21 protein-coding genes are annotated in these 24,301 nt (G+C 66.0%); 13 read left to right on the plus strand and 8 right to left on the minus strand.

Annotated elements, in window-relative coordinates; genetic code table 11:
- Positions 1–16: 16 nt before the first annotated feature.
- The 3 genes from JT720_RS03575 to JT720_RS03585 all read left to right on the plus strand — a co-directional run bounded on the left by JT720_RS03575 (position 17) and on the right by JT720_RS03585 (position 6,825).
- Positions 17–1,222, plus strand: coding sequence for a PAS domain-containing protein (locus JT720_RS03575; protein ID WP_205479404.1), 1,206 nt, complete (start codon positions 17–19; stop codon positions 1,220–1,222).
- A 72-nt stretch (positions 1,223–1,294) separates the two neighbouring features.
- Entirely contained in the window at positions 1,295–5,947 is a 4,653-nt protein-coding gene (locus JT720_RS03580) for an NAD-glutamate dehydrogenase (protein ID WP_205479406.1), read from the plus strand.
- The gene (locus JT720_RS03585; RefSeq protein WP_205479407.1) at positions 5,947–6,825 is read left to right on the plus strand and encodes an ATP-grasp domain-containing protein; all 879 of its coding nucleotides are present in this window, start codon (positions 5,947–5,949) and stop codon (positions 6,823–6,825) included. The genes JT720_RS03580 and JT720_RS03585 overlap by 1 nt, the downstream gene beginning before the upstream one ends.
- Here JT720_RS03585 and JT720_RS03590 read toward each other — a convergent pair.
- Genes JT720_RS03590 through JT720_RS03610 form a run of 5 tightly spaced genes read right to left on the minus strand, consistent with a single transcriptional unit; the run spans position 6,781 to position 12,632 of the window.
- Positions 6,781–7,020, minus strand: coding sequence for a ribbon-helix-helix domain-containing protein (locus JT720_RS03590; protein WP_205479409.1), 240 nt, complete (start codon positions 7,018–7,020; stop codon positions 6,781–6,783). The two genes, JT720_RS03585 and JT720_RS03590, sit on opposite strands and share 45 nt — an antisense overlap.
- 3 nt (positions 7,021–7,023) lie before the next feature.
- The gene (phbB, locus tag JT720_RS03595) at positions 7,024–7,746 is read right to left on the minus strand and encodes an acetoacetyl-CoA reductase (protein WP_205479411.1); all 723 of its coding nucleotides are present in this window, start codon (positions 7,744–7,746) and stop codon (positions 7,024–7,026) included.
- A 28-nt stretch (positions 7,747–7,774) separates the two neighbouring features.
- Positions 7,775–8,782, minus strand: a complete 1,008-nt coding sequence (hemH, locus tag JT720_RS03600) for a ferrochelatase (protein ID WP_205479413.1) — start codon at positions 8,780–8,782, stop codon at positions 7,775–7,777.
- On the minus strand, positions 8,779–10,965 hold the full coding sequence (locus JT720_RS03605) for a molybdopterin cofactor-binding domain-containing protein (RefSeq protein WP_205479415.1): 2,187 nt from the start codon (positions 10,963–10,965) through the stop codon (positions 8,779–8,781). The genes hemH and JT720_RS03605 overlap by 4 nt, the downstream gene beginning before the upstream one ends.
- On the minus strand, positions 10,962–12,632 hold the full coding sequence (locus tag JT720_RS03610) for a class I adenylate-forming enzyme family protein (protein ID WP_205479417.1): 1,671 nt from the start codon (positions 12,630–12,632) through the stop codon (positions 10,962–10,964). The genes JT720_RS03605 and JT720_RS03610 overlap by 4 nt, the downstream gene beginning before the upstream one ends.
- A 69-nt stretch (positions 12,633–12,701) precedes the next feature.
- Here JT720_RS03610 and lgt point away from each other — a divergent pair, with 69 nt between their 5' ends.
- From lgt to JT720_RS03650, 8 genes are all read left to right on the plus strand, one after another.
- Positions 12,702–13,577 carry a prolipoprotein diacylglyceryl transferase gene (lgt, locus tag JT720_RS03615; RefSeq protein ID WP_205479419.1) on the plus strand — a complete coding sequence of 292 codons (876 nt, stop codon included), beginning with the start codon at positions 12,702–12,704 and terminating at the stop codon, positions 13,575–13,577.
- Positions 13,578–13,649: 72 nt separating this feature from the next.
- On the plus strand, positions 13,650–14,627 hold the full coding sequence (locus tag JT720_RS03620; RefSeq protein ID WP_205479421.1) for a class I SAM-dependent methyltransferase: 978 nt from the start codon (positions 13,650–13,652) through the stop codon (positions 14,625–14,627).
- Positions 14,603–15,127 carry a GNAT family N-acetyltransferase gene (locus tag JT720_RS03625; protein ID WP_237219633.1) on the plus strand — a complete coding sequence of 175 codons (525 nt, stop codon included), beginning with the start codon at positions 14,603–14,605 and terminating at the stop codon, positions 15,125–15,127. Before JT720_RS03620 ends, JT720_RS03625 begins: the two co-directional genes overlap by 25 nt.
- On the plus strand, positions 15,124–15,882 hold the full coding sequence (pgeF, locus tag JT720_RS03630; RefSeq protein ID WP_205479423.1) for a peptidoglycan editing factor PgeF: 759 nt from the start codon (positions 15,124–15,126) through the stop codon (positions 15,880–15,882). Before JT720_RS03625 ends, pgeF begins: the two co-directional genes overlap by 4 nt.
- Before the next feature lie 49 nt (positions 15,883–15,931).
- Positions 15,932–16,606, plus strand: a complete 675-nt coding sequence (locus JT720_RS03635) for a protein-L-isoaspartate(D-aspartate) O-methyltransferase (protein ID WP_205479425.1) — start codon at positions 15,932–15,934, stop codon at positions 16,604–16,606.
- 96 nt (positions 16,607–16,702) lie between these two features.
- Entirely contained in the window at positions 16,703–16,969 is a 267-nt protein-coding gene (locus JT720_RS03640) for a hypothetical protein (RefSeq protein ID WP_205479427.1), read from the plus strand.
- A 68-nt stretch (positions 16,970–17,037) separates the two neighbouring features.
- Positions 17,038–18,441 (plus strand): SLC13 family permease, encoded by a 1,404-nt coding sequence (locus JT720_RS03645; protein WP_205479428.1) that lies wholly within the window; start codon positions 17,038–17,040, stop codon positions 18,439–18,441.
- Positions 18,442–18,451: 10 nt separating this feature from the next.
- Positions 18,452–19,759 carry a cystathionine gamma-synthase family protein gene (locus JT720_RS03650; protein WP_205479429.1) on the plus strand — a complete coding sequence of 436 codons (1,308 nt, stop codon included), beginning with the start codon at positions 18,452–18,454 and terminating at the stop codon, positions 19,757–19,759.
- Here JT720_RS03650 and JT720_RS03655 read toward each other — a convergent pair.
- From JT720_RS03655 to JT720_RS03665, 3 genes are read right to left on the minus strand one after another with little or no spacing between them, the layout of a single operon-like run.
- On the minus strand, positions 19,756–20,427 hold the full coding sequence (locus JT720_RS03655; RefSeq protein ID WP_205479430.1) for an HAD family hydrolase: 672 nt from the start codon (positions 20,425–20,427) through the stop codon (positions 19,756–19,758). The genes JT720_RS03650 and JT720_RS03655 overlap by 4 nt on opposite strands.
- Positions 20,424–21,194, minus strand: a complete 771-nt coding sequence (locus JT720_RS03660) for a nucleotidyltransferase family protein (protein WP_205479431.1) — start codon at positions 21,192–21,194, stop codon at positions 20,424–20,426. Before JT720_RS03660 ends, JT720_RS03655 begins: the two co-directional genes overlap by 4 nt.
- Positions 21,191–22,324 carry a CDP-alcohol phosphatidyltransferase family protein gene (locus JT720_RS03665; RefSeq protein WP_205479432.1) on the minus strand — a complete coding sequence of 378 codons (1,134 nt, stop codon included), beginning with the start codon at positions 22,322–22,324 and terminating at the stop codon, positions 21,191–21,193. The genes JT720_RS03660 and JT720_RS03665 overlap by 4 nt, the downstream gene beginning before the upstream one ends.
- 95 nt (positions 22,325–22,419) lie before the next feature.
- Between JT720_RS03665 and JT720_RS03670 the strand changes: the two genes are divergently transcribed.
- Positions 22,420–23,511, plus strand: a complete 1,092-nt coding sequence (locus JT720_RS03670) for an ABC transporter permease (protein ID WP_205479433.1) — start codon at positions 22,420–22,422, stop codon at positions 23,509–23,511.
- Positions 23,511–24,296, plus strand: coding sequence for an ABC transporter ATP-binding protein (locus JT720_RS03675; protein ID WP_205479434.1), 786 nt, complete (start codon positions 23,511–23,513; stop codon positions 24,294–24,296). Before JT720_RS03670 ends, JT720_RS03675 begins: the two co-directional genes overlap by 1 nt.
- Positions 24,297–24,301: the final 5 nt, after the last annotated feature.

Here is a 24,301-nt window from a genome sequence, read left to right on the forward strand (position 1 = left end):
ATTTTGGAACACCCTGATGGACGGTTACCAGGCCCGCTACGAAGATCCGGTGGAGGAAGCCCCGCCTGCACCGCCCATCGAGATCGGCACCGATGAGCGCCGAATGCACGTGCGCGCCTACAATTACTGGGCATCGCTGCTGAAGGGTCGTGACTACCCGTCCATTGAGGACCTGGACCCCGTCAACATCGAAGACTTCGCCAGCAACAGCGTGCTGCTCGACTTCACGGAGAACTCGGAAAACCCTACGACCGCCTACATCGGTGTCGCGATCCGGGCCGAATGCGACATCGGACCCGAGGTCCAGACGATCGCGCAAGTACCCAGCCGCTCGCTCCTGTCGCGACTGACCGATCATTACCTGCAGATCATCGCCAACCGCGCTCCCATCGGCTTCGAAGCCGAGTTCCAGAACCAGCGGGGTCACGAGATCTGCTATCGCGGCATCCTGATGCCCTTCTCGTCGGATGGGGAGACGATCGACTTCATCTACGGGGTGATCAACTGGAAGGACACCAGCGTCGTCCCGCGCGAACTGGCCCCGATGCCGGCTGCGCCCCGCAACGAAGCCGAAGAGCCGCTTCTGCTCGAGGAGGCAGTCGAAGGAGATGAATTGTTGCTCATCGAGGTCGACGAGGACGCGGGCCTCGCTGACCGCTTGTGGGCTGCCCGGGAAAGCGCGGAGCTCTGTAAGGCAGCGGATGGCCGGAGCCGGGCCGCCCTCTACCGCGCCCTGGCGCTCGCCTACGACTTCGCCGTCGCGTCGCGGCGGGTGCCGGATGAGTTCGCCGAGATCCTCGACGATGCCGGCGTGAAGGCGCAGGCCCGCGCGCCGATGACGGCGATCGTCAAGCTCGTGTTCGGGATCGATTACGACAAGACTCGCCTGACGGAATTCGCCTCGGCTCTGTCCCATGCAGAGCGGCAGGGCGTAGACATTGGCGAGTTTGAGGAGTTCGTGAACGCGCAGCCCGGCGGCCTGAAAGGCTTGGTCGCCGCCGAGCGCCTGGCGCGGCGGCCGGAGCCCCGGCCCGATACTCGGCTCGAGCAGGGCCGCCTGCGCCTGCGCAATGCCGCTCCCAAGCCACTCTCCGCGCTGGCCGGTAATGACGAGTTCAGCCTCGTGCTGGTGCGTCGGGGCTCCGACGGCAAGGTCGAGCCGGTTTCCGCCGTGAGTGATCTCACGATGCTAGAGAAAGCGATCCGCAAGCTCGCCGCCTGACGGGTTGTCCCCCTCCGCCCAGAGGTCTAGACGCCCGCCCATCCTTTCAGATGCGGTGAGGCGAGTTCAGTGATGGCGGATGGTGAACGGGTAACCGGAACCCTGGTGCAGAATTTGCGGCAGGAACTGACCCGCGGCGCACTGCCAGGCGAAACGGAAGGCTTTACCGCCGAAGAGCAGCAATCCGCTGCGGCGTTCCTCGCCGAAGCTGCTTTGGAGCGTCGGCCCGGGAACGAGGTCATCCGGCTAGAATCGCGGGGCGGAGCCGACGCGATGAACCGGCGCATGCGGCTGGCGATCGTCAACGACGACATGCCGTTTCTGGTCGACAGCGTGGCAAATGCCATCGCCGGGCGTCACCTTGCCATTCATCGCCTTCTCCACCCGGTCGTATGCGTGACCCGCGACCAGCAGGGCCGACTCCAGAACGTTGAGGAGCTGTGCGAGGACGCGAACCGGCGTGAGTCCATGATGTACATCGAGCTGGACCGCGCCGACGCCCGCACCCGGCAGGAATTGGTGCAGGAGCTGCACGCGGTGCTGCAGGACGTTCGCTTTGCCGTGGCGGACTGGCGCGACCTGCAGGCGCGCCTGCGGAAGGACGCGGGGGCCGTCACCGACGAGGAAGGGCGCGCCCTTCTCCATTGGTTCGCGGACGGTGCACTGACGTTGCTCGGCTACCATGTGGAGCGGCCGGGCGAAGTCGCGTCCGATGGATTGGGCATCTTCCGCATTCCCGGGCCGCCTACCGATTCCGGCGGTTGCCGGGGTGCCATGCGCTACTTCGAGCAGGGGGGCTCGGTCCCGCTGCTCGCCAAGGCGGAGCGCAAGAGCACCGTCCATCGCCGCGTTCCCATGGACCTGATCGTGGTGCCGGAGCGCGAGGGCGACGCCGTCGTCGGAATTGGAGTCTATGCCGGCCTGTGGACCAGTGAGGCCATGGTCCACCCTGCCGAGCAGGTTCCCGTACTCCGTCGTAGGCTCGCGGAACTCGACGCCGAATTCGATTTCGATCCGCGCGGTCATTCCGGCAAGGCTTTGCGCCACGCGGTTTCGTCTCTTCCCCGCGACCTGCTGATCAACCTGTCGTCGGAGTCGGTGCGAGAACTGGTGGTCACGGCCATGTCCCTCGCGGATCGTCCACGACCGGCGATCGCGCTCGTCCGGAGCATCCTCAAGGGTCACCTGTTCGCCTTTGTCTGGCTTCCGCGCGACGACCTGTCGACCCGCCGGAGGCTCCAGATCGGCGCGATGCTCCAGGGAGCGATCGGGCGGGACATCACAAGCTACGCCATCGAACTGGGTGAAGGGGACCTCGCCCTGATCCGGTACACGCTCTACAGCGATCCCGAAGCGCCTTTGCCCAACATCGCCGAACTGAACGAGCGCCTGCACCTGATGGTGCGGGGTTGGCAGCCCAGTGTAGTCGAGGCGCTCGCCGAGAAGATCGGCGTTCCTCGCGCGACCCGGCTTGGCTTCACCTATCCGGAGGAAGCGTTCCCCCAGGGCTTCCAGGCCAGCACGCCGCCCGCCGATGCGGCTGAAGACATCCTTCGTCTGAGCCGCCTAGCTCCCGACAGCGATCGTGACGTGCGTCTCTGCCAGCGTGTGACCGGAACGAGCTGCGAACTGCACTTGCGCGTCTATGCGAGCGGTAGCCTCATCCCCCTCTCCGAAGCGGTGCCCGTGCTGGAGAACTTCGGTTTCCGCGTGCTCGAGGAAATTCCCACGGAGCTTGGTCACGGGGAGTTGGGCTATATCCACGACTTCCGGCTGGAGCTCCCGACGGGCACGGACGTGGGCGCAATCCTTGACCGCGCCGAGACCGTCGAGCGAGCGATCAGCGACGTCCTCGATGGCGTGGCCGAAAACGACGAGTTCAACATGCTGGTGCTGCTGGCCGGGCTCGATCCGCAGCCGGTGGTTTGGCTCCGCGCCTGGTTCCGCTACCTGCGCCAGACCGGCGTTGCCTACGGCCTCCTAACGATCGTGGAAGCGCTTCGCCGTTCGCCCGACGCCACGCGCGCGTTGGTCACCCTGTTCCAGGCCGCGCATGATCCGTCGATCACCGGCGACCGCCAGCAAGCGGTCGGTCAGATTCGCCGCTCTTTCGACGAAGCCCTGTCCAGCGTGAAGGCGATCGATGACGACCGTATCCTGCGGCTGTTCCGGTCGGTCGTCGAGGCAACGCTGCGAACGAACGCTTTCGCCCGCAAGGATGACGAGGCGCTCGCCTTCAAGCTCGACCCATCGAAGATCCCGGGCCTACCTGCCCCCATCCCTTACCGCGAGATCTGGGTCTATTCGCCGCAGGTGGAAGGCATCCATCTGCGCGGCGGGCCGGTTGCGCGTGGTGGGCTCCGCTGGTCCGACCGGCGAGACGACTTCCGGACCGAAATCCTCGGACTGATGAAGGCGCAGCTGGTCAAGAACGCGGTCATCGTCCCAACCGGCGCCAAGGGCGGCTTCTATCCCAAGCAGCTGCCGCCCCCTTCCGATCGTGAGGCCTGGTTGGCGGAGGGCACCGAAAGCTATCGGGTGTTCATCCGCTCGCTCCTGTCCGTGACCGACAACATTGTCGAGGACCAGGTCGTCCATCCTGAGCGCGTGGTCATCCATGACGGGCAGGACCCCTATTTCGTGGTCGCGGCCGACAAGGGCACCGCGACCTTCTCCGACGTGGCCAACGCGATTGCGCTGGAACGCGGGTTCTGGCTGGGCGACGCATTCGCGAGCGGCGGGTCCAATGGCTACGACCACAAGGCGATGGGCATCACCGCCAAGGGCGCCTGGATCTCGGTCCAGCGTCACTTCAAGGAAATGGGTACCGACGTCCAGACCCAGCCCATTCGGGTGGTGGGTTGCGGCGACATGTCGGGCGACGTGTTTGGAAACGGCATGCTGCTCAGCCAGGCGATCAAGCTGGTTGCCGCTTTCGATCACCGCCACATCTTCATCGATCCAGACCCAGAACCGTCGGCCAGCTGGTCCGAGCGCAAGCGGTTGTTCGACCTGCCGCGCTCGTCGTGGGACGACTACGACCGTAAGCTGTTGAGCCGCGGCGGGATGATCGTTCCCCGCACCCAGAAGGAGATCGAGCTCACTCCGGAGGCGCAGGCGGCGCTCGGCCTTAGCGAGGCCGCGATCGATCCGACGAGCCTCATCAGCGCCATTCTGAAGGCGCCGGTGGATCTCATCTGGTTCGGCGGCATCGGGACCTATGTGAAGGCCTCGACGCAGGCCAACAGCGCGGTCGGTGACCCGACCAACGACATGCTGCGCGTTGACGCCAAGGACCTGCGCGCCAAGGTCCTCGGCGAAGGTGCGAACCTCGCCATCACCCAGGCGGCCAGAATTGAATTCAGCACCCTCGGCGGGCGCTGCAACACCGATTTCATCGACAACAGCGCGGGCGTGGATTGCTCCGATAACGAGGTCAACATCAAGATCCCGCTCAACCGGGAGATGCGCGAAGGTCGGCTGACGCTGGAGGATCGTAACGACCTGCTCGTGCGGATGACGGACGAGGTCAGCGAACTGGTGCTGGACGACAACCGACTCCAGACCCTCGCGTTGTCCATTGCCGAGCATGGTGGCGCCGCGGCCGTTCCCGCACAAGTTCGGACGCTGGAGCTGCTAGAGGCGACCGGCCGGCTGGATCGGAAGGTCGAGGGATTAGAGACCAGTGATATCCTGCTGCGGCGGGTATCAGACAACCGGGGCCTGACCCGCCCTGAGCTTTCGGTGCTACTCAGCATGTCCAAGTTGGCGCTGCAGGACGCGGCGGAGAAGCTGCACCTCGCGGACGAGCCGCTGCTCCACGAGCAGCTGCTGAACGCCTTCCCCAAGCCTATGCAGGAGGCCCACCGCGAGGCGATCTTGGCGCACCGCCTGCGTGACGAGATCCTCGCGACCAAGATCGCCAACCGCTTCGTGAATCGCCTTGGTCCAAGCCTGGCCATGGACATGACGGAGGAGGAAGGCTCGTCGCTCGGGCAGGTTGTGGTCGCCTTCCTGGCTGCCGAGCGCCTTCTGCAGCTCGACGTGCTGTGGCAGCGAATCGATCGCTTCGAAGGGAGCGAGGCCGCGCGCCTCGAGCTCTACGCGGCTGCTGGACGGAGTGTCCGATCGCACATCGGCGACATCCTCCGCGCAGGCGGTGGAGAGACCAACCTTTCCAAGCTGATCGCGCTGCTGGAGCCGGGACTGAGCAAGGTGAATGTCGCGGCCAAGACCATCATCCGCGAAGAAGTGAAGATCGAGGCAGCGGCTCGCCGGGGCCGCCTCGAAGCGCTGGGTGCAAGCGAGGAGATCGTTCGCGGCCTGGTGAAGCTCTACGAGCTGGACGGGGTCTTCGGCATCACCTCGCTGGCGAACCGGAAGCAGCTGGACGAGCTTGCGGTCACGCGCGCCTACGTGCGGCTGGGCGAAGTCCTTGGACTCGACTGGGCGCAGGGGCAAGTTGCCCGGTTCCGCCCGACGGATCAGTGGGAGCGACTGCTCGTGGCCGGATTGAACCGCGACTTCGAACAGCTGCGCATCGACTGGATGTCACGGATCCGGGCGGACGATCCCGAACATGCGGTGGAACGCTGGACCGAACGGCACCACGACCGAATCGACCAGTTCCGCAAGCTGATCGCCCGGGCGCGTGTGAGCGGCAATGCCACTGTGCCGATGCTGGCACAGATCGCCAATCAGGCCCGCATCCTGCTGTCCCGCTGATGCGTCTCGCAATGCTGACCCCGGCGCCCGATTATGGTGTGCCACATGATTGGGCTTTCGATGTTCAGGCCGATGCCTTGCGGGACGCGGGTGCGGACGTAACTGCCGTGCCTTGGACGAACGCGGAGAACCTCGACAGCTTCGACCTCATCCTTCCACTGGTCACCTGGGGCTACCACCTGAAGCATGAGCAATGGCTCGCCTTCCTCGATCGCCTTGAGACGGAGCGGCTACCGGTCGCCAACCCACCAGCCATGCTGCGCTGGAACAGCGACAAAGCTTATCTGGCGGAGCTTGGGCGAAAGGGCGTGCCCGTCGTCCCAACGCTCGAAGTCGACCACCTGAACGAGGCAGCTCTTGCGGCAGCCGCCGGGGTGCTCGGCGCCGATGAGCTGGTGGTGAAGCCACCCGTCTCTGCCAGCGCCTGGGGCACGTTTCGCCTTCACGGGCAGGACAGCGTACCGATGGAGGTGCATGGCCGCCGTATGCTGATCCAGCCCTACGTCGAGTCCGTGACGACCAGCGGCGAGTATTCGCTGATCCTGTTCGGCGGCGAGCTCAGCCATACGGTGGCCAAGCTGCCCAAGAATGGAGACTTTCGAGTCCAGCCGGAATGGGGCGGCACGAATGGCGCCGTCGAGGCTCCGGCCGGAGCGCTGGAGATCGCGAACGCAGCGCTGGCCGAAGCACCGGGTAAGGCGACGTACGCGCGGGTGGACCTGCTGGTCGGGAACGACGGGGATTTGCAGATCATCGAGCTCGAACTGATCGAGCCTGCGCTATTCCTTCACTGTGCTCCGCACGCGAAACCCAGGTTTGCGGAAGCGGTGCTATCAACCGCCAAGCGCGCGTCCGAACAGCCACTGGCGGATCGCTGAGGTCAGGTTCGGCGGCTCCGGCACAGTCATCCGCGCCTCGTCGATCTGCGCCACCAGCGCGTTGATCGGCATGGCCGCATCGCGGGCGGCGATTTCCAGCGCCTGCCAGAAGATCGGCTCGAGGCTGATCGATGTGGGATGACCCGCGATCAGCACGCTACGCTTCACCGGTGGTGAGTATCCAACTGTCTCCACGCCTCAGTACATGTGCTGGCCGCCGTTGATGGACAAGGTCGATCCCGTAACGAAGCCGGCATTCTCGTCGACCAGGAACGCCACCCCGCGGGCGATCTCGTCAGCGCGTCCGAGCCGGCCCACGGGGATGCGTGCGACGATCTTGCCGAGCACATCCTCCGGAACCGCCGCGACCATGTCCGTGTCGATGTAGCCAGGCGCGATCGCGTTGACGGTGATGCCGCTGCGCGCGCCTTCCTGCGCCAGGGCCTTGGTGAAGCCGTGGATACCCGACTTCGCTGCGGCATAGTTGACCTGGCCATATTGCCCGGCCTGGCCGTTGATCGACCCGATGTTCACGATGCGCCCGTAGCCGCGGCTCGTCATGCCTTCCCAGAGGGCTTTCGCCATGTTGAAGCAGCCGCCGAGGTTGGTGTCGATCACCTCCTGCCACTTCTGGTGATCCATTCGCTTCATGGTCGTGTCGCGCGTGATGCCAGCATTGTTGACCAGGACATCGACGGGTCCCACTTCGGCTTCCACCTGCCGCACGCCCTCCATGCAGGCGTTGTAATCGGACACGTCCCACTTGAAGGCCCGGATGCCCGTGCGGTCGGAGAAAGCGCGCGCGCGCTCGTCATTACCCGCGTAGTTGGCCGCAACAGTCATCCCAAGGTCGCGCAGGGCGAGGCTGATGGCCTCACCGATCCCACGCGTTCCTCCCGTAACGATCGCAACTCGTGCCATGGCTCTCTCCCTGTCCTCGGACGGGAGCCTATGCGGCCTCCACCCAGCCCGCAAGTTCGCGGCTGAGCAGCCCGTCGAGCATGGTGATCCCAGCCTCGCTTTCGTTCAGGCAGTCGAGGCGCGCAAAATGGGTTCCGCCGGCCTCCACGAAGGTCTCCTTGCCACGGATGCCGAGCTCCTCGATGGTCTCGATGCAGTCCGCGGAAAAGCCGGGTGCTGCGATGGCGATCTTCGTCACGCCCTGTTTCGGATAGGCTGCAAGGACGTCCTCCGTCGCGGGCTCCAGCCACTTGTCTCGCCCGAACCTCGACTGAAAGGCGGTATCCGTTGGAATGCTCAGCCGCTCCGCCAGCAGGCGGGACGTCTTGCGGCAATGGCAATGGTAGGGGTCACCCTTGCGCAGCGTCCGCACCGGCATGCCATGGAAGCTCAGCAATAGCCGTTCGGGCACGAAATCGAGCGACGCAAGCTGGGCTTCGATCGTAGCCTGCAGCGCGTCGATATACTCCGGCGCGTCGTGGTAGGGCGGGAGCGTGCGCAATGCGGGCTGCCAACGCATGCCGGCCAGCGTGGCGAAGACCAGATCATTCGCTGTCGCCGTCGTCGCGGCGCAATATTGCGGGTAGAGAGGAGCCACGAGAATCCGCTCGCAACCCGCATCCTTGAGCTTGTGAACCGCGGGTCCAATCCCCGGCGAGCCATAACGCATGGCCCAGTCCACCATCACCCGATCCCCCCAGCGCTGCTGCAACGCGCGCGCCTGGTTTCGGGTGATCACGGCCAGCGGAGATCCCTCGTCCGTCCATACCTGTCCATAAGCATGCGCGGACTTGCTTGGACGGGTGCGCAGGACGATGCCGTGCAAAATCGGCTTCCACAGGAAAGGCGAAAGTTCGACCACGCGCCGGTCTGACAGGAATTCGGCGAGGTACTTGCGAACGGACGCGGTTTCCGGTGCGTCAGGCGTGCCGAGATTGATGAGCAGCACGCCGACCTTGCGCGGCGGGATCGTTGGATGGTCATCGGGCGGATTCATGCTGCGGACATCGGGTTGAACGGCAATCTACGCAAGCGCTTCCCAAGCGCTGCGGCCAAAGCATTGCCCACGGCTGCCGCGACGACGGCAAAACCCAGTCCGCTAACCCCACCAGCGGGCTCTCGGCTCGGCAACAATTCGATCTCGATGGCTGGCGTGCGGTCAAGGCGCGGCAATTGCAGGTTGCTTGGCACCGCCATGCCGAAGTGAAACTCAGGAGCCCGGCCGGTGGCCTGCGCCAAGCCCGCGATCAGGCCGCCCTCGATCTGCTGGCGAACCAGGCCGGCATTCACCACCCGACCGCAATCCACTGCGGCGACAAGCCGGCTGACCTCGACCTGCTGGGTCGGGGATGCGGTAGCCACCGCGAGCAGGCCGATGTGCGATCCGTAGGCGGACAAGCAGGCGAGGCCCATGCTGCTGCCCTGGCCTCCGCCATCCCACCCGCCGATCGCCGCGGCCGTTGAGATGGCGCGGGCGAGGCGGGTGTTTCCGCCGAGCATCCCCATGCGGAAGGCCAGCGGTTCAGCACCTGCCGCCCGCGCCATCTCGTCGACGAAGCTCTCGGTGAAGAAGCAGGTCGCCGCATGCTCCTCCCCCCGCAGATATGCGGTCGGGACGGGAAGATCGACCGGAACTCCCTCCACCAGCACGTGGGGAACGGCATAGGGCGGCAGCGCACCCTGAAGACTGGTGGGCCCGTATCCGTCCGGACTCCCACCGAGCAACCGGCCCATCGTCGCCCGTGTCCCGTCGCTGCCGACCAGCCGCATCTTCCAAGCCGCGATCCCGCCCGTAGGGCTTGGCAGCGCAGAGAGCCGGGCCAGCATGGGAGCGCGCGGCCGGTCCTGGCGCACATTCTGTGCCCGGGAAAAGATCAGCTGGACGGGCCGTTGCGCCTCACGCGCTAACGCCACCGCGATCGGCACGGCGTCGGGCTCCAGCGCCCGCCCGCTCTGATCACCGACCGGCAAGGGGTAAAGCGTCGTCTCAGATAATTGCACCCCACCCGCCGCCGCCGCCACCCGCCGCGACAGCTCGGGTGCCTGGGTCGGAGCCCAGACCTCCAACCGGTCACCGGTGAAGCGTGCGGTCGCCGTCAGAGTTTCCAAGCCTTGATGGAGACCCGGCGCCGCTCCGTAGTCCGCCGACAGCGGGTTCACCCTGCCGGCCGCCGTTTGGTAGTCTCCCTGCTCAAACAAGACCTGAGCGTCGCCGGTGTCGAGCGCGCGGGTCAGAATTCCCTGCACGGCCCCATTTCCATCGGCACCTTCCGGTCCCTCGAAGCGGGCATTGGCCGCCTCCACCGCCTGCTCGGCGAGCCACCAGCTGGGCGCGATTGCCGCCAGCCAGTCGTCACCGGAAACCAGCCGAGCTCCCGTAAAGCGCCGAGCGGCACCGGCATCATGCCCAGTCAGTCTTCCACCCGGGGGAGCGCGGCGCAAAGACGCATACATCAGGCCGGGGACGCGGACATCGGCGCCCAGGCGAAAGGAGCCATCGCTCTTGGCCGGAAGATCGAGCCGAGCCAGTGGCTGGCCAATCAGCCTGCCGGGACCAGCCCGGAGGATGGGCGTCTCCGGCGGGCTCACGTCGGCGGCCGCGGCAGCAACCTGGCCGAATGGAAGGCGCTTGCCTTCATGGACGACGAAGCCCCCTTCCGTATCGCACTCGGCTGCGGCGACCCGCCATTGGGCCGCGGCGGCTTCGCAGAGCATGGCGCGGGCGGTCGCGGCGGCTTCTCGGAGCGGTCGCTCGAAGGCGCGCACCGAGGTGGAGCCCGCCGTGATGCGCAGTTCGCCGCTGTCGATCAGCTGCTTTGCCCGTGCTGGACCGACAACCTCAAGCCAGCCTGCCGCCTGAGCCAGCGGATTGCTGTAGACGGGGGAGGATGGCGCAGGCTCCACCGCCACCGACTCCCAGGCCGCGCCAAGCTCGTCCGCTACGATCTGCGGTAGCGCCGTCCAGATGCCCTGGCCGGTCTCGACCTGCGAAACCGCGACCGTAACCCGACCGTCCGTTCCGATCTTGACGTAATGACCGAAGGCGCCCTCGCCGGGTCGAACCGCCAGAGCACTGCCATAGTCCCGCGGCCACACGGCCCAGGCGACCAGCAGACCGACGCCCGCTCCGCCGCCGATCAGCAGGGTGCGACGATCAATGTCCGGGGTCTTGAGCTTCAAGCGGCGTAGCGCGTTTTCAGCGCCACCCGATCGATCTTGCCAGTTCCCAGGCGCGGCAAAGCGTCAGACGCAAAAATGAAGCGGGCCGGGATCTTGAAGGCGGCCAGCCGCGCCTGGAGGAAGGTTCGCAGGTCCTCTTCCGTCAGATCGGTTCCGGATGCGGGCAGGATCACTGCAACGGGCACTTCGCCCAGGCGCTCGTCGGGGGCACCGAAGACGGCGGCTTCCGCGACGCTCTCGCACGCATAGCAGGCGGCCTCGACTTCCGCGGAGGAGATGTTCTCGCCACCGCGGATGATGATGTCCTTCTTGCGATCCACGATGAACAGATAGCCATCGTCGTCGATGTACCCGATGTCGCCGGTCTTGATGTAGCCGTCGGGCGTAAAGGCGGCGGCGGTCGCGTCCGGATTGCGCCAGTAGCCCTTGATATTGGCGGCCGACCGGATGGCGATTTCTCCGCGTTCGTTCCGCCCCAGGTGGGTGTCATGCGCCCCGAGGATGGCGAGCTGGACGAACGGCTGCGCCCGGCCGGTGGACGCCGGCTTGGCAGCATAGTTGCCCCAGAAGTTGCCGCAGCCCACGGCATTGGTCTCGGTCAGACCATAGCCCAAGGCAGGCTGCGCTGTCTTGAAGCTGTCCTGAAGCCGTTCGACATGACTGATCGGGCGCGGCGCACCGCCAGCGGCGATGTCGGTCAGCGAGGAAATGTCGTAGCGCTCCCGGTCGGGATGATTCATGAGCTCCAGGCTCATCGTCGGCACGCCAACGAAGTAGGTGACCTTCTCCTTTTCGATCAGGCGCAGCGCCTCGCCGGCATCCCATTTGGGCATCAGCACCATGCCACGGCCGATGACGAAGCTGTTCAACAGGACGGGGACCTCGCCGGTGACATGGAACAGCGGAACGTTGAGCAGGGTGCGGGGCGGGTTCTTCGGCTCCTCGCCTTGGCTCTGCATGATTCCGAGCAGCACCATCAGCGAGGTCGCATAAGCGTAGACGCCCGTGGTCACCGCACGATGGGTCGACAACGCGCCCTTGGCTTCGCCAGTGGAGCCGGACGTGAACAAGATGGTCGCGTCGTCTTCCGGCACGATGTCGGGGAGGTGCGTCTCAAGCGGGGCGCCTTCCTCCATCAGCGGCTGCAGCGCGGTTCGGATCGGATGTTCAATCGGCAAGGTGACGATCGGCCAGGGACCGCAGGCGGCGGCGATGCGCTGGGCACGCGGCGGGTCGGCCAGGGTCAGCTTGGGCTCCGTCAGCTCGAGCGCATGGGTCATCTCGTGCGCCTGCCACCAGCCATTGAGCAGGGTCGCGATGCCACCCGCCTTGAGGATCGCCATGTAGGTCACGATCCAGGTCGGGCAGTTGCGCATCGCAATGCCGATGCGGTCGCCTTTCTGAACGCCATGGTGCGCCACCAGTGCGCGGGCCAGCTCGTCGGAGATGGCGTCGAGATCGGCGAAGGTCAGCCGCTCGTCACCGGCGATGACCGCCTCGACCTGGCCGTTCAGATGACAGAAGGTCTTGAAGAACATCGGCAGGGTGGCGGGGAAGTTCGCGACGATCGCGCGACCCTCCGCATCCTGGTCAACCACCACGCGCCCTCCCGGTCCAGTGACCGCGGCCAACACCGCATCAAAGCGTTGGTCGAGCTCACTCGGCATGCACGTCTCCTTGGCCTTTTACGCGGGCGTCCTTATGAGACGGCCAGCCCAAAGGGGGAAGATGTTTCCATGACTCCAACACCATCGACCGGAATTTTGTGGTCGGACCTCGGGCTGGACCCGGTCGCGTTGTCGATCGGACCGCTGGACCTTCGGTGGTACAGCCTCGCTTATCTGGCGGGCATTTTCCTTGGCTATGTCTACCTTCTGAAGCTCATCAAGCAGCCTGGCGCTCCCATGGCGCGCCGGCATGCGGACGACCTCGTATTCTATGCTGCTTTAGGCGTGATCCTCGGTGGTCGGCTCGGCTATGTTCTCTTCTACCGACCCGAATTCTACGCGCAGAACCCGCTCGAGATCGTCAAGATGTGGGATGGAGGCATGAGCTTCCATGGCGGCGTCATCGGGACCAGCCTCGGAATCATTTATCTCGCCTGGAAGGAGAAGCTGCAGTGGCTTCGCCTCCACGACTATGTCGCGTGCGTGGTGCCTATCGGCCTGTTCACCGGGCGACTGGCGAACTTCGTGAACGCAGAACTCTGGGGCGCACCGACGACCGTGCCTTGGGCGGTGCGCTTCCCTGAAGTGGTGGACGGTCTCGCCGTGGTCGGCCCGCCGCGCCACCCGAGTCAGCTTTACGAAGCGCTACTCGAGGGGCTCGTCCTGTTCGCGGTCCTTGCCTGGATGTTCTGGAAGACTCGCGCGCGCTACGAACCCGGCAAGCTGGTCGGGGCATTCCTGCTCTTCTACGGCCTCTTCCGGTTCGCGGTAGAGTTCGTCCGCGAGCCCGATGCGCACCTCGTCGAGTTCGCCCAGCGCACCGGCTTGCACATGGGGCAGTGGCTCTGCGTACCGATGATCCTTGGCGGCGCTTACCTCATGGCCACCGCCAAGCGCCGCCGCCAGCGGGTGGAGCCGATCGCGGGCAGTGAGAGCGTGGCCTGATCGTGGCGCTCACGTTGAGCTTGTCGAAACGTGGATCCACCTTTCGAAAGGCTAAAGGTGAGCGTCGGACAGATGACACCGCTTGAGCGCGCCCTGCACGACCGCATCCGTGCCGAAGGTCCGATCACGGTCGAGGCCTACATGGAGACCTGCAACAGCTACTATTACGCGACCCGCGACCCACTGGGGGCCGCCGGCGACTTCACCACGGCCCCTGAGATCAGTCAGATGTTCGGCGAGATTGTCGGGGCAGCGCTGGCCGACTGCTGGCAACGTGCCGGCAAACCCGAAGATGCAATGTACGTCGAGCTGGGTCCTGGTCGCGGCACGTTGGCCCGGGACGCGCTCCGGGTAATCACGCGCGCCGGCCTTCGACCGCCGGTCCACTTCGTTGAGTCCAGTCCCGTTCTCCGCCAGGCCCAGGAGCTGGCGGTGCCGCAGGCGCACTGGCACGAGAGCATCTGCGACCTGCCAGCAAGCGGACCCCTGCTGGTCGTCGCCAACGAGTTCCTCGACGCCTTGCCCATTCGCCAGCATGTCGGAGGAGTCGAGCGGCGGGTGGAGCTGATCGGCGGACACCTGGCCTTCGACCGAGACGGGGAGATCGTCGAGACCTCCCCCGCCCGCGATGCGGCCGTGACGGCCCTCTGCCGGCGGATCGCCGAGCAGGGCGGCGTCGCGCTCCTGATCGACTATGGACACGGGCGGAGCGCGCCGGGTGACACGCTCCAGGCGGTGCGAGCGCATCGCTTCGTGTCTGTGCTCGAAAGCCCGGGCGAGCAGGACCTGACCAGTCACGTGGACTTCCAGCGCGTGGCGGAGATTGCCGCCCAAGCAGGCGCGGAAGTCGCCGGACCAAGCGAGCAGGGGCCGTGGCTCGAGCGGCTGGGGATCACCGCGCGCTCGCGGGTTCTCGCCAATGCGACGCCGGAGCGCGCGGGCGAGATCGAGGCGGCGCGGGCGCGACTGTGTCGGCCTGACCAGATGGGATCGCTGTTCAAGGTGCTTGCCATCCACGCGCCGAAATGGCCAAGCCCGGCCGGACTATGATCATCCGTCCCGCCACCACTGCCGACCTGAATGCGATTGACCATGTGTTCCGGACCAGCTTCTGCGACACCTTTGCCAATCTCTATGCGAGCGAAGACCTGGACGCCTTCCTCGGGCAGTTCACTTGCGACGCCTGGCAGCGGGAAATGGCCGATCCCGCCTACGCCTTTGCGGTGGGTGAGCAGGATGGCGAGATCCTCGGCTACGCCAAGGTAGGTCCCAACAAGCTCCCGCACGTGTCGGCGCAGGGAGTGGCGGAACTCAAGCAGCTGTATCTTCTCAGGCGAGCGCACGGCACCGGCCTCGCGCGGCACTTGATGGAGTGGGTGCTGAACGAGGCGCGGCGGCGCGGGGCCCAGCGGCTGGCACTTTCGGTCTGGGAGAACAACCACCGTGCGCAGGCCTTCTATCGCCGTTATGGGTTCGAGGACAGGGGACCCTACGACTTCATGGTCGGCACACAGGCGGACCATGACCGCGTCTGGGAGGTAGCGTTATGAGCGTGGAGGCTCTGCGTGCCGGTGCACTGGCCTCGGTCCCCCACGGCTTTCTGGGCCGCCGCGGCGGCGTGAGCCAAGGAGACTTCGCGGGCCTGAACTGCGGATGGGGAAGCGGCGAGGACCTGGCCATTATCGTCGAGAATCGGCGACGCGCTGCGGAAGCGGTTGCTCCTGGCGCGCGCATCGTGTCACCGCACCAGATCCATAGCGCAAACGTGGTCGAGGCGGGCGACTGGCCCGACGACAGTCGTCCGCCCGCCGACGCGGTGGTGACGAACCGGTCCGGCATCCTGCTCGGTATCCTCACGGCAGACTGCGCGCCGGTGCTCTTCGCGGACGGCAACGCCGGGGTGGTCGGGGCGGCCCACGCCGGCTGGAAAGGTGCATTGGCAGGCGTGACGGACCGCACGATTGAGGCGATGGAGCGGCTGGGTGCAGACCGCTCCCGGATCGCTGCCGCCATCGGGCCCTGCATCGCTCAGCGCAGCTATGAGGTCGATCACGGCTTTCTGCAGGAAGTCTGCGAGCAATCACCGGAGAACGAGCGCTTCTTCGCCGAAGGGCCCGCGGGCAAGCCTCACTTCGATCTGGAAGGATATCTCCTCGCTCGCCTGGCTGCCGCTGGGATCGCGACGGTTGGCGCGCTGCATGAGGATACTTATTCTCAGCCGGACCGCTTCTACAGCTATCGTCGCGCCACCCACCGCCATGAGCCCGGCTACGGTCGCCAGATCAGCCTGATCGGACTTCCCTGACGGAACGCCTCCCTCGGCCACCCGTTCGCCGGACAAGGAGTGCCGAACCATGAAGCCGATGACCGAGCAGCATCTCGCCGTGCTCCGCCGGCACATGGTCGAGATTATCGACATGCATTTCGATCTCGCGTCCGACGAGATCGGCAAGGACGCGCTCGACCCGGCGGTCAGGCGCGCGCTGATGGACGTCCCACGACACTTGTTCGTCCCGGAGCAGATCGCAGCCGCTGCTTACCAGGACACGCCCCTGCCGATCGGCTTCGACAAGACGCTGTCGCAACCATTCATCGGCGCTCTGATGATCGACCTGCTCGACGTCCAGCCCGAATCCAGGGTGCTCGAAGTCGGCACGGGGCTCGGCTATCAGGCATCGGTCCTCGCCGAGATGGGCGCGCGCGTGTTCAGCGTGGAAATCGTGGAGGAGTTCGCCGAAGCTGCAAGCCTCCGCTTCACCGCACTCGGCCATGACGTTCAGGTGCGGGTCGGAGACGGCTCCCGCGGGTGGCCCGATCATGCGCCGTTCGACCGGATCCTGGTCACCGCCGCATCGCCAGCACCTCCGGCCGCCCTCGTGGAGCAGCTTGCGCCAGGCGGGCAGATGGTCATCCCACTGGGCGGCAAGGATGTGCAGCAATTGTCGGTCGTAGCAAAAGCGGATGATGGAATACTCACTACCCGAGCGCTCATGGCAGTCCGCTTCACCCAGCTGGAGGCGAGCGCTTGACCGCTCCCCTGCGCCACGGCGACTCATCCGCGCGATGACCTGAGCTATCCCGCGTTAACCCTTGAGCTATTCTGGCGATCTACGACGGAGGGTTCATTGGTCTGGAACATTGCGCGCTCCGAAGCCCTGGCGGACCCGCTGGCGGCGCGGCTCAAGGTGATGGCAAAGCTGAAGCGCCTGGGGGAACTCGAGGATCCCGAAGAGGAGGTCTATCGCATCCTCGTCGACGCGATCTTGCTGGTCGAGTCCTATCGCGGCGCGCGGCACCAGATCACCTTCCTGCCTGAGCTGACGAAGAGCGTCGACGGGCTGATCCGAGAGCTGGACATCCTGGAGAAGGCGGAGGAACTCGCCCGATTCTGATTGTCGCGGCGGCACGTGACAGCGCCCGCCGCCCTCTGCCATGACGCTCCACGGGGGGAGGGGTGTCGATGACCGCGAGGCTGGGTTTCTGGGGCGGGCTCGCCGTCTTCCTTCTGTTGCTTGTCCTGCCAGCGCCGGCGGGAATGCCGGAAACGGCCTGGAGAGTGACGGCTCTGGTCGCGCTCATGGCGATCTGGTGGATGACGCAGGCCCTGCCCCTTACGGCCACCGCTCTGCTGCCCTTTCTTCTCCTGCCGCTGTTCGGCGTGATGACCTCAAGCGACGCTGCCGCGGCCTACTATTCGCCCATCCTGTTCCTGGTACTCGGAGGCGCGATCATCGCACTCGCCATCGAGCGGACGGGACTGCATCGGCGACTGGCTCTCGGCATCGTTCGGCGAGGCGGCAGCACCCCGGGTGCGATGCTGTTTGCCTTCATGATCGCGACGGGACTGCTGAGTTTCATCGTTTCGAACACGGCGACCACGCTGATCATGATCCCGATCGGCATGGCCGTGCTCGCGGCGGCTCAGATTCCGTCGCGCCACACGAACGGGTTCGCGGGTGCATTGCCGATGGGGATCGCATTTGCGGCCAGCATCGGTGGTCTCGGCACCTTGGTGGGGTCACCGACTAACGCCATCGCGGCGGGCATCATCGACCGAACGACCGGGCTTCGCATCGATTTCCTCACCTGGGCGTCCTACGGCGTTCCCCTGGTGCTGGTCGCCATCCCGGCCTGCTGGCTCGTGCTAATGAAAGTCCAGAGGGTCCAATCAACCGACTTCGATTCCGCGGCCGCCCTTGCCGGCATTGGCGAGGCCGGAGCGTGGACCGTCGCGGAGAAGCGGCTCGTCCCTGTCATCGCTGCCGTAGTCGCGGGGTGGATTGCATTGCCGCTGGTCGCGCACCTCCTGCCCAAGGACGTGCTGGTGGACGGCACGGTCGCAATCCTCGGCGCTCTGGCCTTGTTCGTGATCCCCGATGGCACGGGCCGTCCGATCCTCCGGTGGGAAGAGGCCAACCGGGCTCCGTGGGACGTAATCATGCTGTTCGGAGGCGGGCTCGCGCTCGCCGCCGGAATCGGAGCGTCGGGCCTCGACGAGTGGCTGGGCGTGGCGCTTCAGCCGCTTCGTGCCGTGCCTCCGCTGGTGGTCGCGCTGGTGCTCGTCGCGCTGGTGGTGCTGATCACCGAATTCGCAAGCAATGTTGCCGCGGCAAGCGGGATCATCCCTGTAGTCGCCGGGATCATCGCTGCTACCGGAGTGGATCCAATCCTCTTGGCGCTGCCTGCGGCTTGGGCGGCCAGCTGGGGCTTCATGCTTCCGTCGGGAACCGGACCCAATGCGATCGCCTGGGCGACGGGGCACATCGCGCTTTCGCGAATGCTGAAGGCCGGCCTCTTGCTGGACCTGATCGGCGTGCCGCTGCTGGTCGGCATGGTGTGGCTATTGCGCCCGCTTCTGGGCTAGAGCGCCGCCCATGACAGACGAGTCCGAAATGAGCGGCGCGCCTTCCAAGCGCGCGCCGAAGCCGTCGCCGACCACCATCGGCAATCACAAGCTCGCGCCTGAGACGCTGATGATGGGCTACGGGTTCGATCCGTCCCTGTCCGAAGGCTCGCTGAAGCCGCCGATCTTCCTGACCTCCACCTTCGTGTTCCAGACGGCAGCGGACGGGAAGCGCTTCTTCGAGGGAATTACCGGCAAGCGGCCGGGTGGTGCCGAGGGACTCGTCTATTCGCGCTTCAACGGACCCAACCAGGAGATCCTGGAAGACCGGCTAACCCTCTGGGAAGATGCGGAGGAGGCGCTGGCCTTCTCAAGCGGTATGTCGGCGATTGCGACACTGCTGATGACCTACGTCCAGCCGGGCGACGTGGTCGTCCATTCGGGCCCGCTCTACGCCGCGACTGAGACATTGATTGCCAAAATCCTCGGCAAATTTGGCGTGAAGTGGCTCGATTTTCCCAGCGGAGCCACTCGAAATGAGATCGATGCGGCGATTGCGCGCGGAAAAGAGCAAGGCCGCGTTGCGCTGATCTACCTGGAGAGCCCGGCGAACCCGACCAACCAGCTGGTCGACGTCGAAGCGGTAGCCGCCGCCCGCGACGCCGCCTTCCCGGGGGACCAGCGCCCGCCAATCGCGATCGACAATACGTTTCTCGGCCCGCTGTGGGCCAAGCCGCTCGACCAGGGCGCGGACATCACCGTCTACTCGCTGACTAAGTACGCGGGTGGTCACAGCGACCTGGTCGCCGGCGGGCTCGTCGGCTCGAAGAAGTACCTCGATCCCATTCGCATGATGCGCAACACCATCGGCACCATCTGCGACCCGAACACGGCCTGGATGCTGCTGCGTTCGCTCGAGACGCTGGAATTGCGGATGAGCCGGGCGGGCGAGAATGCGGCCAAGGTGTGCGAGTTCCTGCGCGGGCACGAGAAGGTCGAGCAGGTCGGCTACCTCGGCTTCCTGGAGGAAGGATCGCGCCAGGCGGACATCTACCGCCGCCATTGCACCGGCGCGGGATCGACCTTTTCGCTCTACCTGAAGGGTGGGGAGCGGGAGGCGTTTGCCTTCCTCGACAGCCTGAAGATCGCCCATCTTGCGGTCAGCCTGGGCGGAACCGAGACCCTGGCCAGCGCGCCGGCGGCGATGACCCACCTGTCGGTACCGGACGAGCGGAAGCAGGCCTTGGGGATCACGGACAATCTGGTGCGGATTTCGATCGGCGTCGAGAATCCGGACGATCTGATCGCCGACTTCGAGAATGCGTTGAGGGCAGTCTAGCCCCAGTCCTCCACACGCCACCCCCGCTCGGCTGCGAGCCTCGCCAGCCGGACGTGGGGGTTCACGGCGACGGGCTCGTTCGACCACTCGAATACGGGCGCGTCGCTGGCGTGGTCGGAGTAGAAGCGGACGTGACCGTGGCGGCCGAGGAGGCCGGACCTTTCGACCCAATCCGCGACCATCCGCATCTTGGCCTCGCCGTAGCAGTTCTCGCCGTCGATGAAGCAGTGCAGCCGCTCGTCGAGCCCGATGATGGAGCCCGTCCCGATCACGTCGTCGAACCCCAGCCGGCGCGCGATCGCCTCCGCGTAGAAGCGGTAGGAGGCCGTCGCCATGACCACGCGCCGGCCTTCCAACTTGTCGCGGGCGATGGCGGCACGGGCGCCGGGACGGATGTTGGTGGCGACCTGGCGGTCCGCGAAACTTTCCACCAGGGGCTTCAGGTCGGTGGCGTGGATGGCGCGGCCCAGCAGCAGGCGGTGGTTGATCTCCTTGAGCCGCGCGCGATCGATCAGCCTGGCGAGGTAGGCCAGCATGGACCCGACCACCAAGGGCAGGAACAGCAATCTCCACGGCGCCTTGCGAACCGCGCAATGCAGCAGGAACGGGGTGTAGGTCGCCCGCCGGGTGACCGTCCGGTCCATGTCGTAGATGGCGAGATCACTCATGCTCGACCCGCAAGGATTGCCTCGACAAGCGCAAGGTCGGCGGGCTTGTCCACGTCGACGGCAGCCAGCGGATTGCTGAGTTCCACGACCCGCATGCGGAGGCCAAGCTTGCGGCCGAGGGCCTGGGCCGACTGGTGGATCGTGCGCAAGCGAAGAACGGCGCCGACCATCAGCAGAAGTCCGAGCTGCGCCACGACCCGCCAGCCCTTCTTGCGATCTTCCTCCACCGCACGCCAGCGGTGGATCGCGGCGGCGGCCTTCGGCGAGGTCAGGGCGAACAGGTTTGCGCCGCTATAGGCCCCGCCCCTGAACTTGAGCCAGGTCCGCTGCGCATCCGGGAACCGTGCGAGCAGGGGTCCTCGTTCGACGAAGCCGACGGCGACGTCGACGTTGCGGCTCGAGGCCACGAACTCACGGATCATCTCCTCGTCAAGCAACGCGTGGTCGGCGGTGGTCACCAGAATCGGCCAGCGTGTCGTCGGATCGGTGCAGATCCCATCCAGCGTCTCTGCGATCGTGCGGCGCGAGCGTTCCAGCTTGATGCCTTGCGGGAGGACGTCCGCGAGCGGTTCAGGCTGCTGCGCCAATACCCGGACCTCGCCGATCACGCCCGACCCCAGGAGAGCCCTGACCGGCCGAGCAAGCATGGGTTCACCCCCGACCGGCAACAGCGCCTTGGACGCGACGCCCGCCGCCCGAGCCATGGGATCGCCGGTCGGCCGCTCGCCCGCGAGAACCACGGCCGTCCAGCGGGTCGCCTCCGTCATGCCAGCCAGGACTTCACCGGCTCGCCACGCTCCCGTCGGGCATTGGCCTGGGCGAGCCTGACCGCGTGGAAGATCAGCGAGACCAGCGTCCAGAGTGCGACCAGTTCGATGCCGAGGTCGGGCCGGCCGAGCAGGAGGGCGACGAACAGGATCACCATGTTGGGGTTGCGGCGCGCGGTGATCAGCCGGAAACGACTGTCGATTGGCTGCCACACGTGGATGTGCATGCCGAAGCGGCGCATGAAGATGCCTTCGATGAGGCGCTGCACGACGTAGCCCGCCACGATCGCCCCAAGCACCATGGCCGCGTAGACCGGTTCAAGAGCGAGACCGACCGCGCCAAGTCCGTGGAGCCAGGCCCACCACCAGAACGGCGGATGGATAAGGTCCGTACCGTGATCGAAGATGTTGCCCCACTTGGACGAGGTGCCCGTGCATCGCGCGAGCTTCCCGTCCACCGTGTCGAGCACCATGAAGACGAAGCCGCTCGCGAAGCCGGCCCAATAATGACCGTTCCAGAAGAGCCAGAAGGCCAGCACACAGAAGGCAAAACCCACCAGCGTGACCATGTTCGGGGTCAGGCCGGCCGACGCGGCCCAGCGTGTGAGATAGAATGCCGGTCGGCGCCACAGGTAAAGGGTCAGCAGGTCGGTGACGCCCTTGTAGGCCGCATTGTAGGCGGCGCGCTCGGCTGCGTCGGCGCTTTCCGCCGTGAGCCTGAGCGCGAACGGCCGATCGCGCTTGCGCAACTCATGGTAGGAGATGTCCGCCGTTTCCGCGTCGAGCAGCTGCAGTCCGCTATCCACGAGCGGAGCGGTGTCCCGCATGGTCGCTTGCGTAGACGCAGGGTCGGTGTCCGCATCGAGGTGGGCCAGGACCGGCACGCCGCCAAGCGCAAGGACGGCTCCCGGGCGCGCCTTCATGACACCCAGCCACGCCGGGTCGAAGGCATAGGAGAGGTTGGCCAGCAGCACGGAACGCGAAGGCTCGGGCTCACGGCCAACCTGCAGCTTTGCGTTGCTCGCCAGGCGCTCCGCCCGGGTGCGTGCGTCCAGGCCGAACATGCGCGCGTCATTCTCGCCCACGGCGACAAAAAGAGGGCCGGTCTGAGAGCTGGTGCCGTTTGCCATCGTCGGGGCGTAGGGCAGAGAAGATTGGCAGGAAAGTGGCAGCCCCGGTCCGCGGCCTTGCCGTTCCGACCCTTTTCGAGCAAGTCTCGCGCCGAATGGCCGAAACCGACGATCTCCCACCAGCCGACGACGGCCATGTGTTCCAGCCGGCCGGCGCCCTCACGATCGGCCGGGCCGGCTCGACCGAGCGCGAGCTGGAGACCATCCCCGACCCGCTGACCATCGACCTCAGCCGCATCGAGCGGATGGACACGGTCGGAGCCTGGCTCGTGCACCGGACCGCCCGCAATCGCGGGGCTCGCGTGATCGGGGCAAGCGCCGAGACGCAGAGCCTGTTGCGGCAGGTTGCGGAGGCCGATCACCCAGCGAAGGTCGCACCCGAGAACGAAGGTGGGCCCGTCGCCGAACTGGGCGCGTGGACCGTGGAGGCCGGTCGCACCTTCGTCGGCCTGCTCGGCTTCTTCGGTGCGACCCTGGTGGCCTTTGCGAACATCATTCGCCGGCCCAAGCGGTTCCGGGTCAACGCGGTCGTTCAGCGGTTCGACGTCGTCGGGGTCCGCGCGCTCGGGATCATCGGGCTGATGAGCTTCCTCATCGGCATCGTGGTCGCGCAGCAAGGCGCGGTGCAGCTCGCCCAGTTCGGGGCCGAGATCTACACGGTCAACCTCATCGGCCGCATCACCGTGCGGGAACTGGGACCCTTGATGACGGCGATCATGGTCGCCGGCCGCTCCGGGTCCGCCTTCGCCGCGCAGATCGGGACCATGAAGATCACCGAAGAGGTGGATGCGATGCGGACCATCGGTGTGTCGCCGGTGGAAGCGCTGGTGATCCCGCGAATGATCGCCTCGACCGTCATGATGCCCCTCCTCGCCTTCTGGTCGATGCTGACGGCGATCATCGGCGGCGGCCTCCTGTGCTGGATCGACCTCGAAATCCCGCCGCTGACCTACATCCAGCTGATCTCGGAGGTGGTGCCCGCCACCGACCTGTGGGTTGGCCTGATCAAGGCGCCGGTGTTCGGGTTCATCATCGCGCTGGCAGGCTGCTTCCAGGGCATGCTCGTCCAGGGCAATGCGGAGGAGGTGGGCCTCAAGACCACGGCGGCCGTGGTGCAGTCGATCTTCCTGGTCATCGTGCTCGATGCGATCTTCGCCGTCTTCTTCAGCTCGATCGGCTGGATCTGATGACTGCGATCCTTCCCGAAGGCGAAATGCCGATCATTCAGGTGCGCGGCCTGCGCAACCAGTTTGGCGAGCAGATCATCCACGACAACCTCGACCTGGACGTGCGCCGCGGCGAGATCATCGGCGTCGTCGGCGGGTCCGGCACCGGCAAGTCGGTGCTCATGCGGTCCATCATCGGGCTGCAGACCCCGACGGCGGGCGAGATCGAGGTGCTGGGCGAGAACATGGTGGGCCGGTCGGAGGACGAGGCCAAGAACATCCGGCGGCGCTGGGGCATCCTGTTCCAGAACGGAGCGCTCTTCTCGACCCTGACCGTAGCCGAGAACGTGCAGGTGCCGATCCGCGAGTATTTTCCATTCATCAAGGGCGACCTGTTGAACGAGATCGCCAGCTACAAGATCGCCATGTCCGGGCTGCCGGCCGAGGCGGGCAACAAGTATCCGTCCGAACTGTCCGGGGGCATGCGCAAGCGGGCGGGCCTGGCGCGGGCGCTGGCGCTCGATCCGGAACTGCTGTTCCTGGACGAGCCGACCGCGGGCCTGGACCCGATCGGCGCTCAGGCGTTTGACCAGTTGATCCTCAACCTGCGCGAGCGCCTGGACCTGACCGTTTTCCTCATCACCCACGATCTCGACAGCCTGTACGCCATCTGCGACCGGGTCGCGGTCCTTGCCGACAAGCGGGTCATCGCGGTGGACACCATTGATCGTTTACTCCAGTTGGATCATCCTTGGATTCAAGAATATTTCAACGGGCCGCGCGGACGCGCTGCGGCGGCAGCGTAGTGCGG

The sequence above is a fragment of the Sphingomonas arenae genome (assembly GCF_016924655.1).
Lineage (GTDB): Bacteria > Pseudomonadota > Alphaproteobacteria > Sphingomonadales > Sphingomonadaceae > Sphingomicrobium > Sphingomicrobium arenae.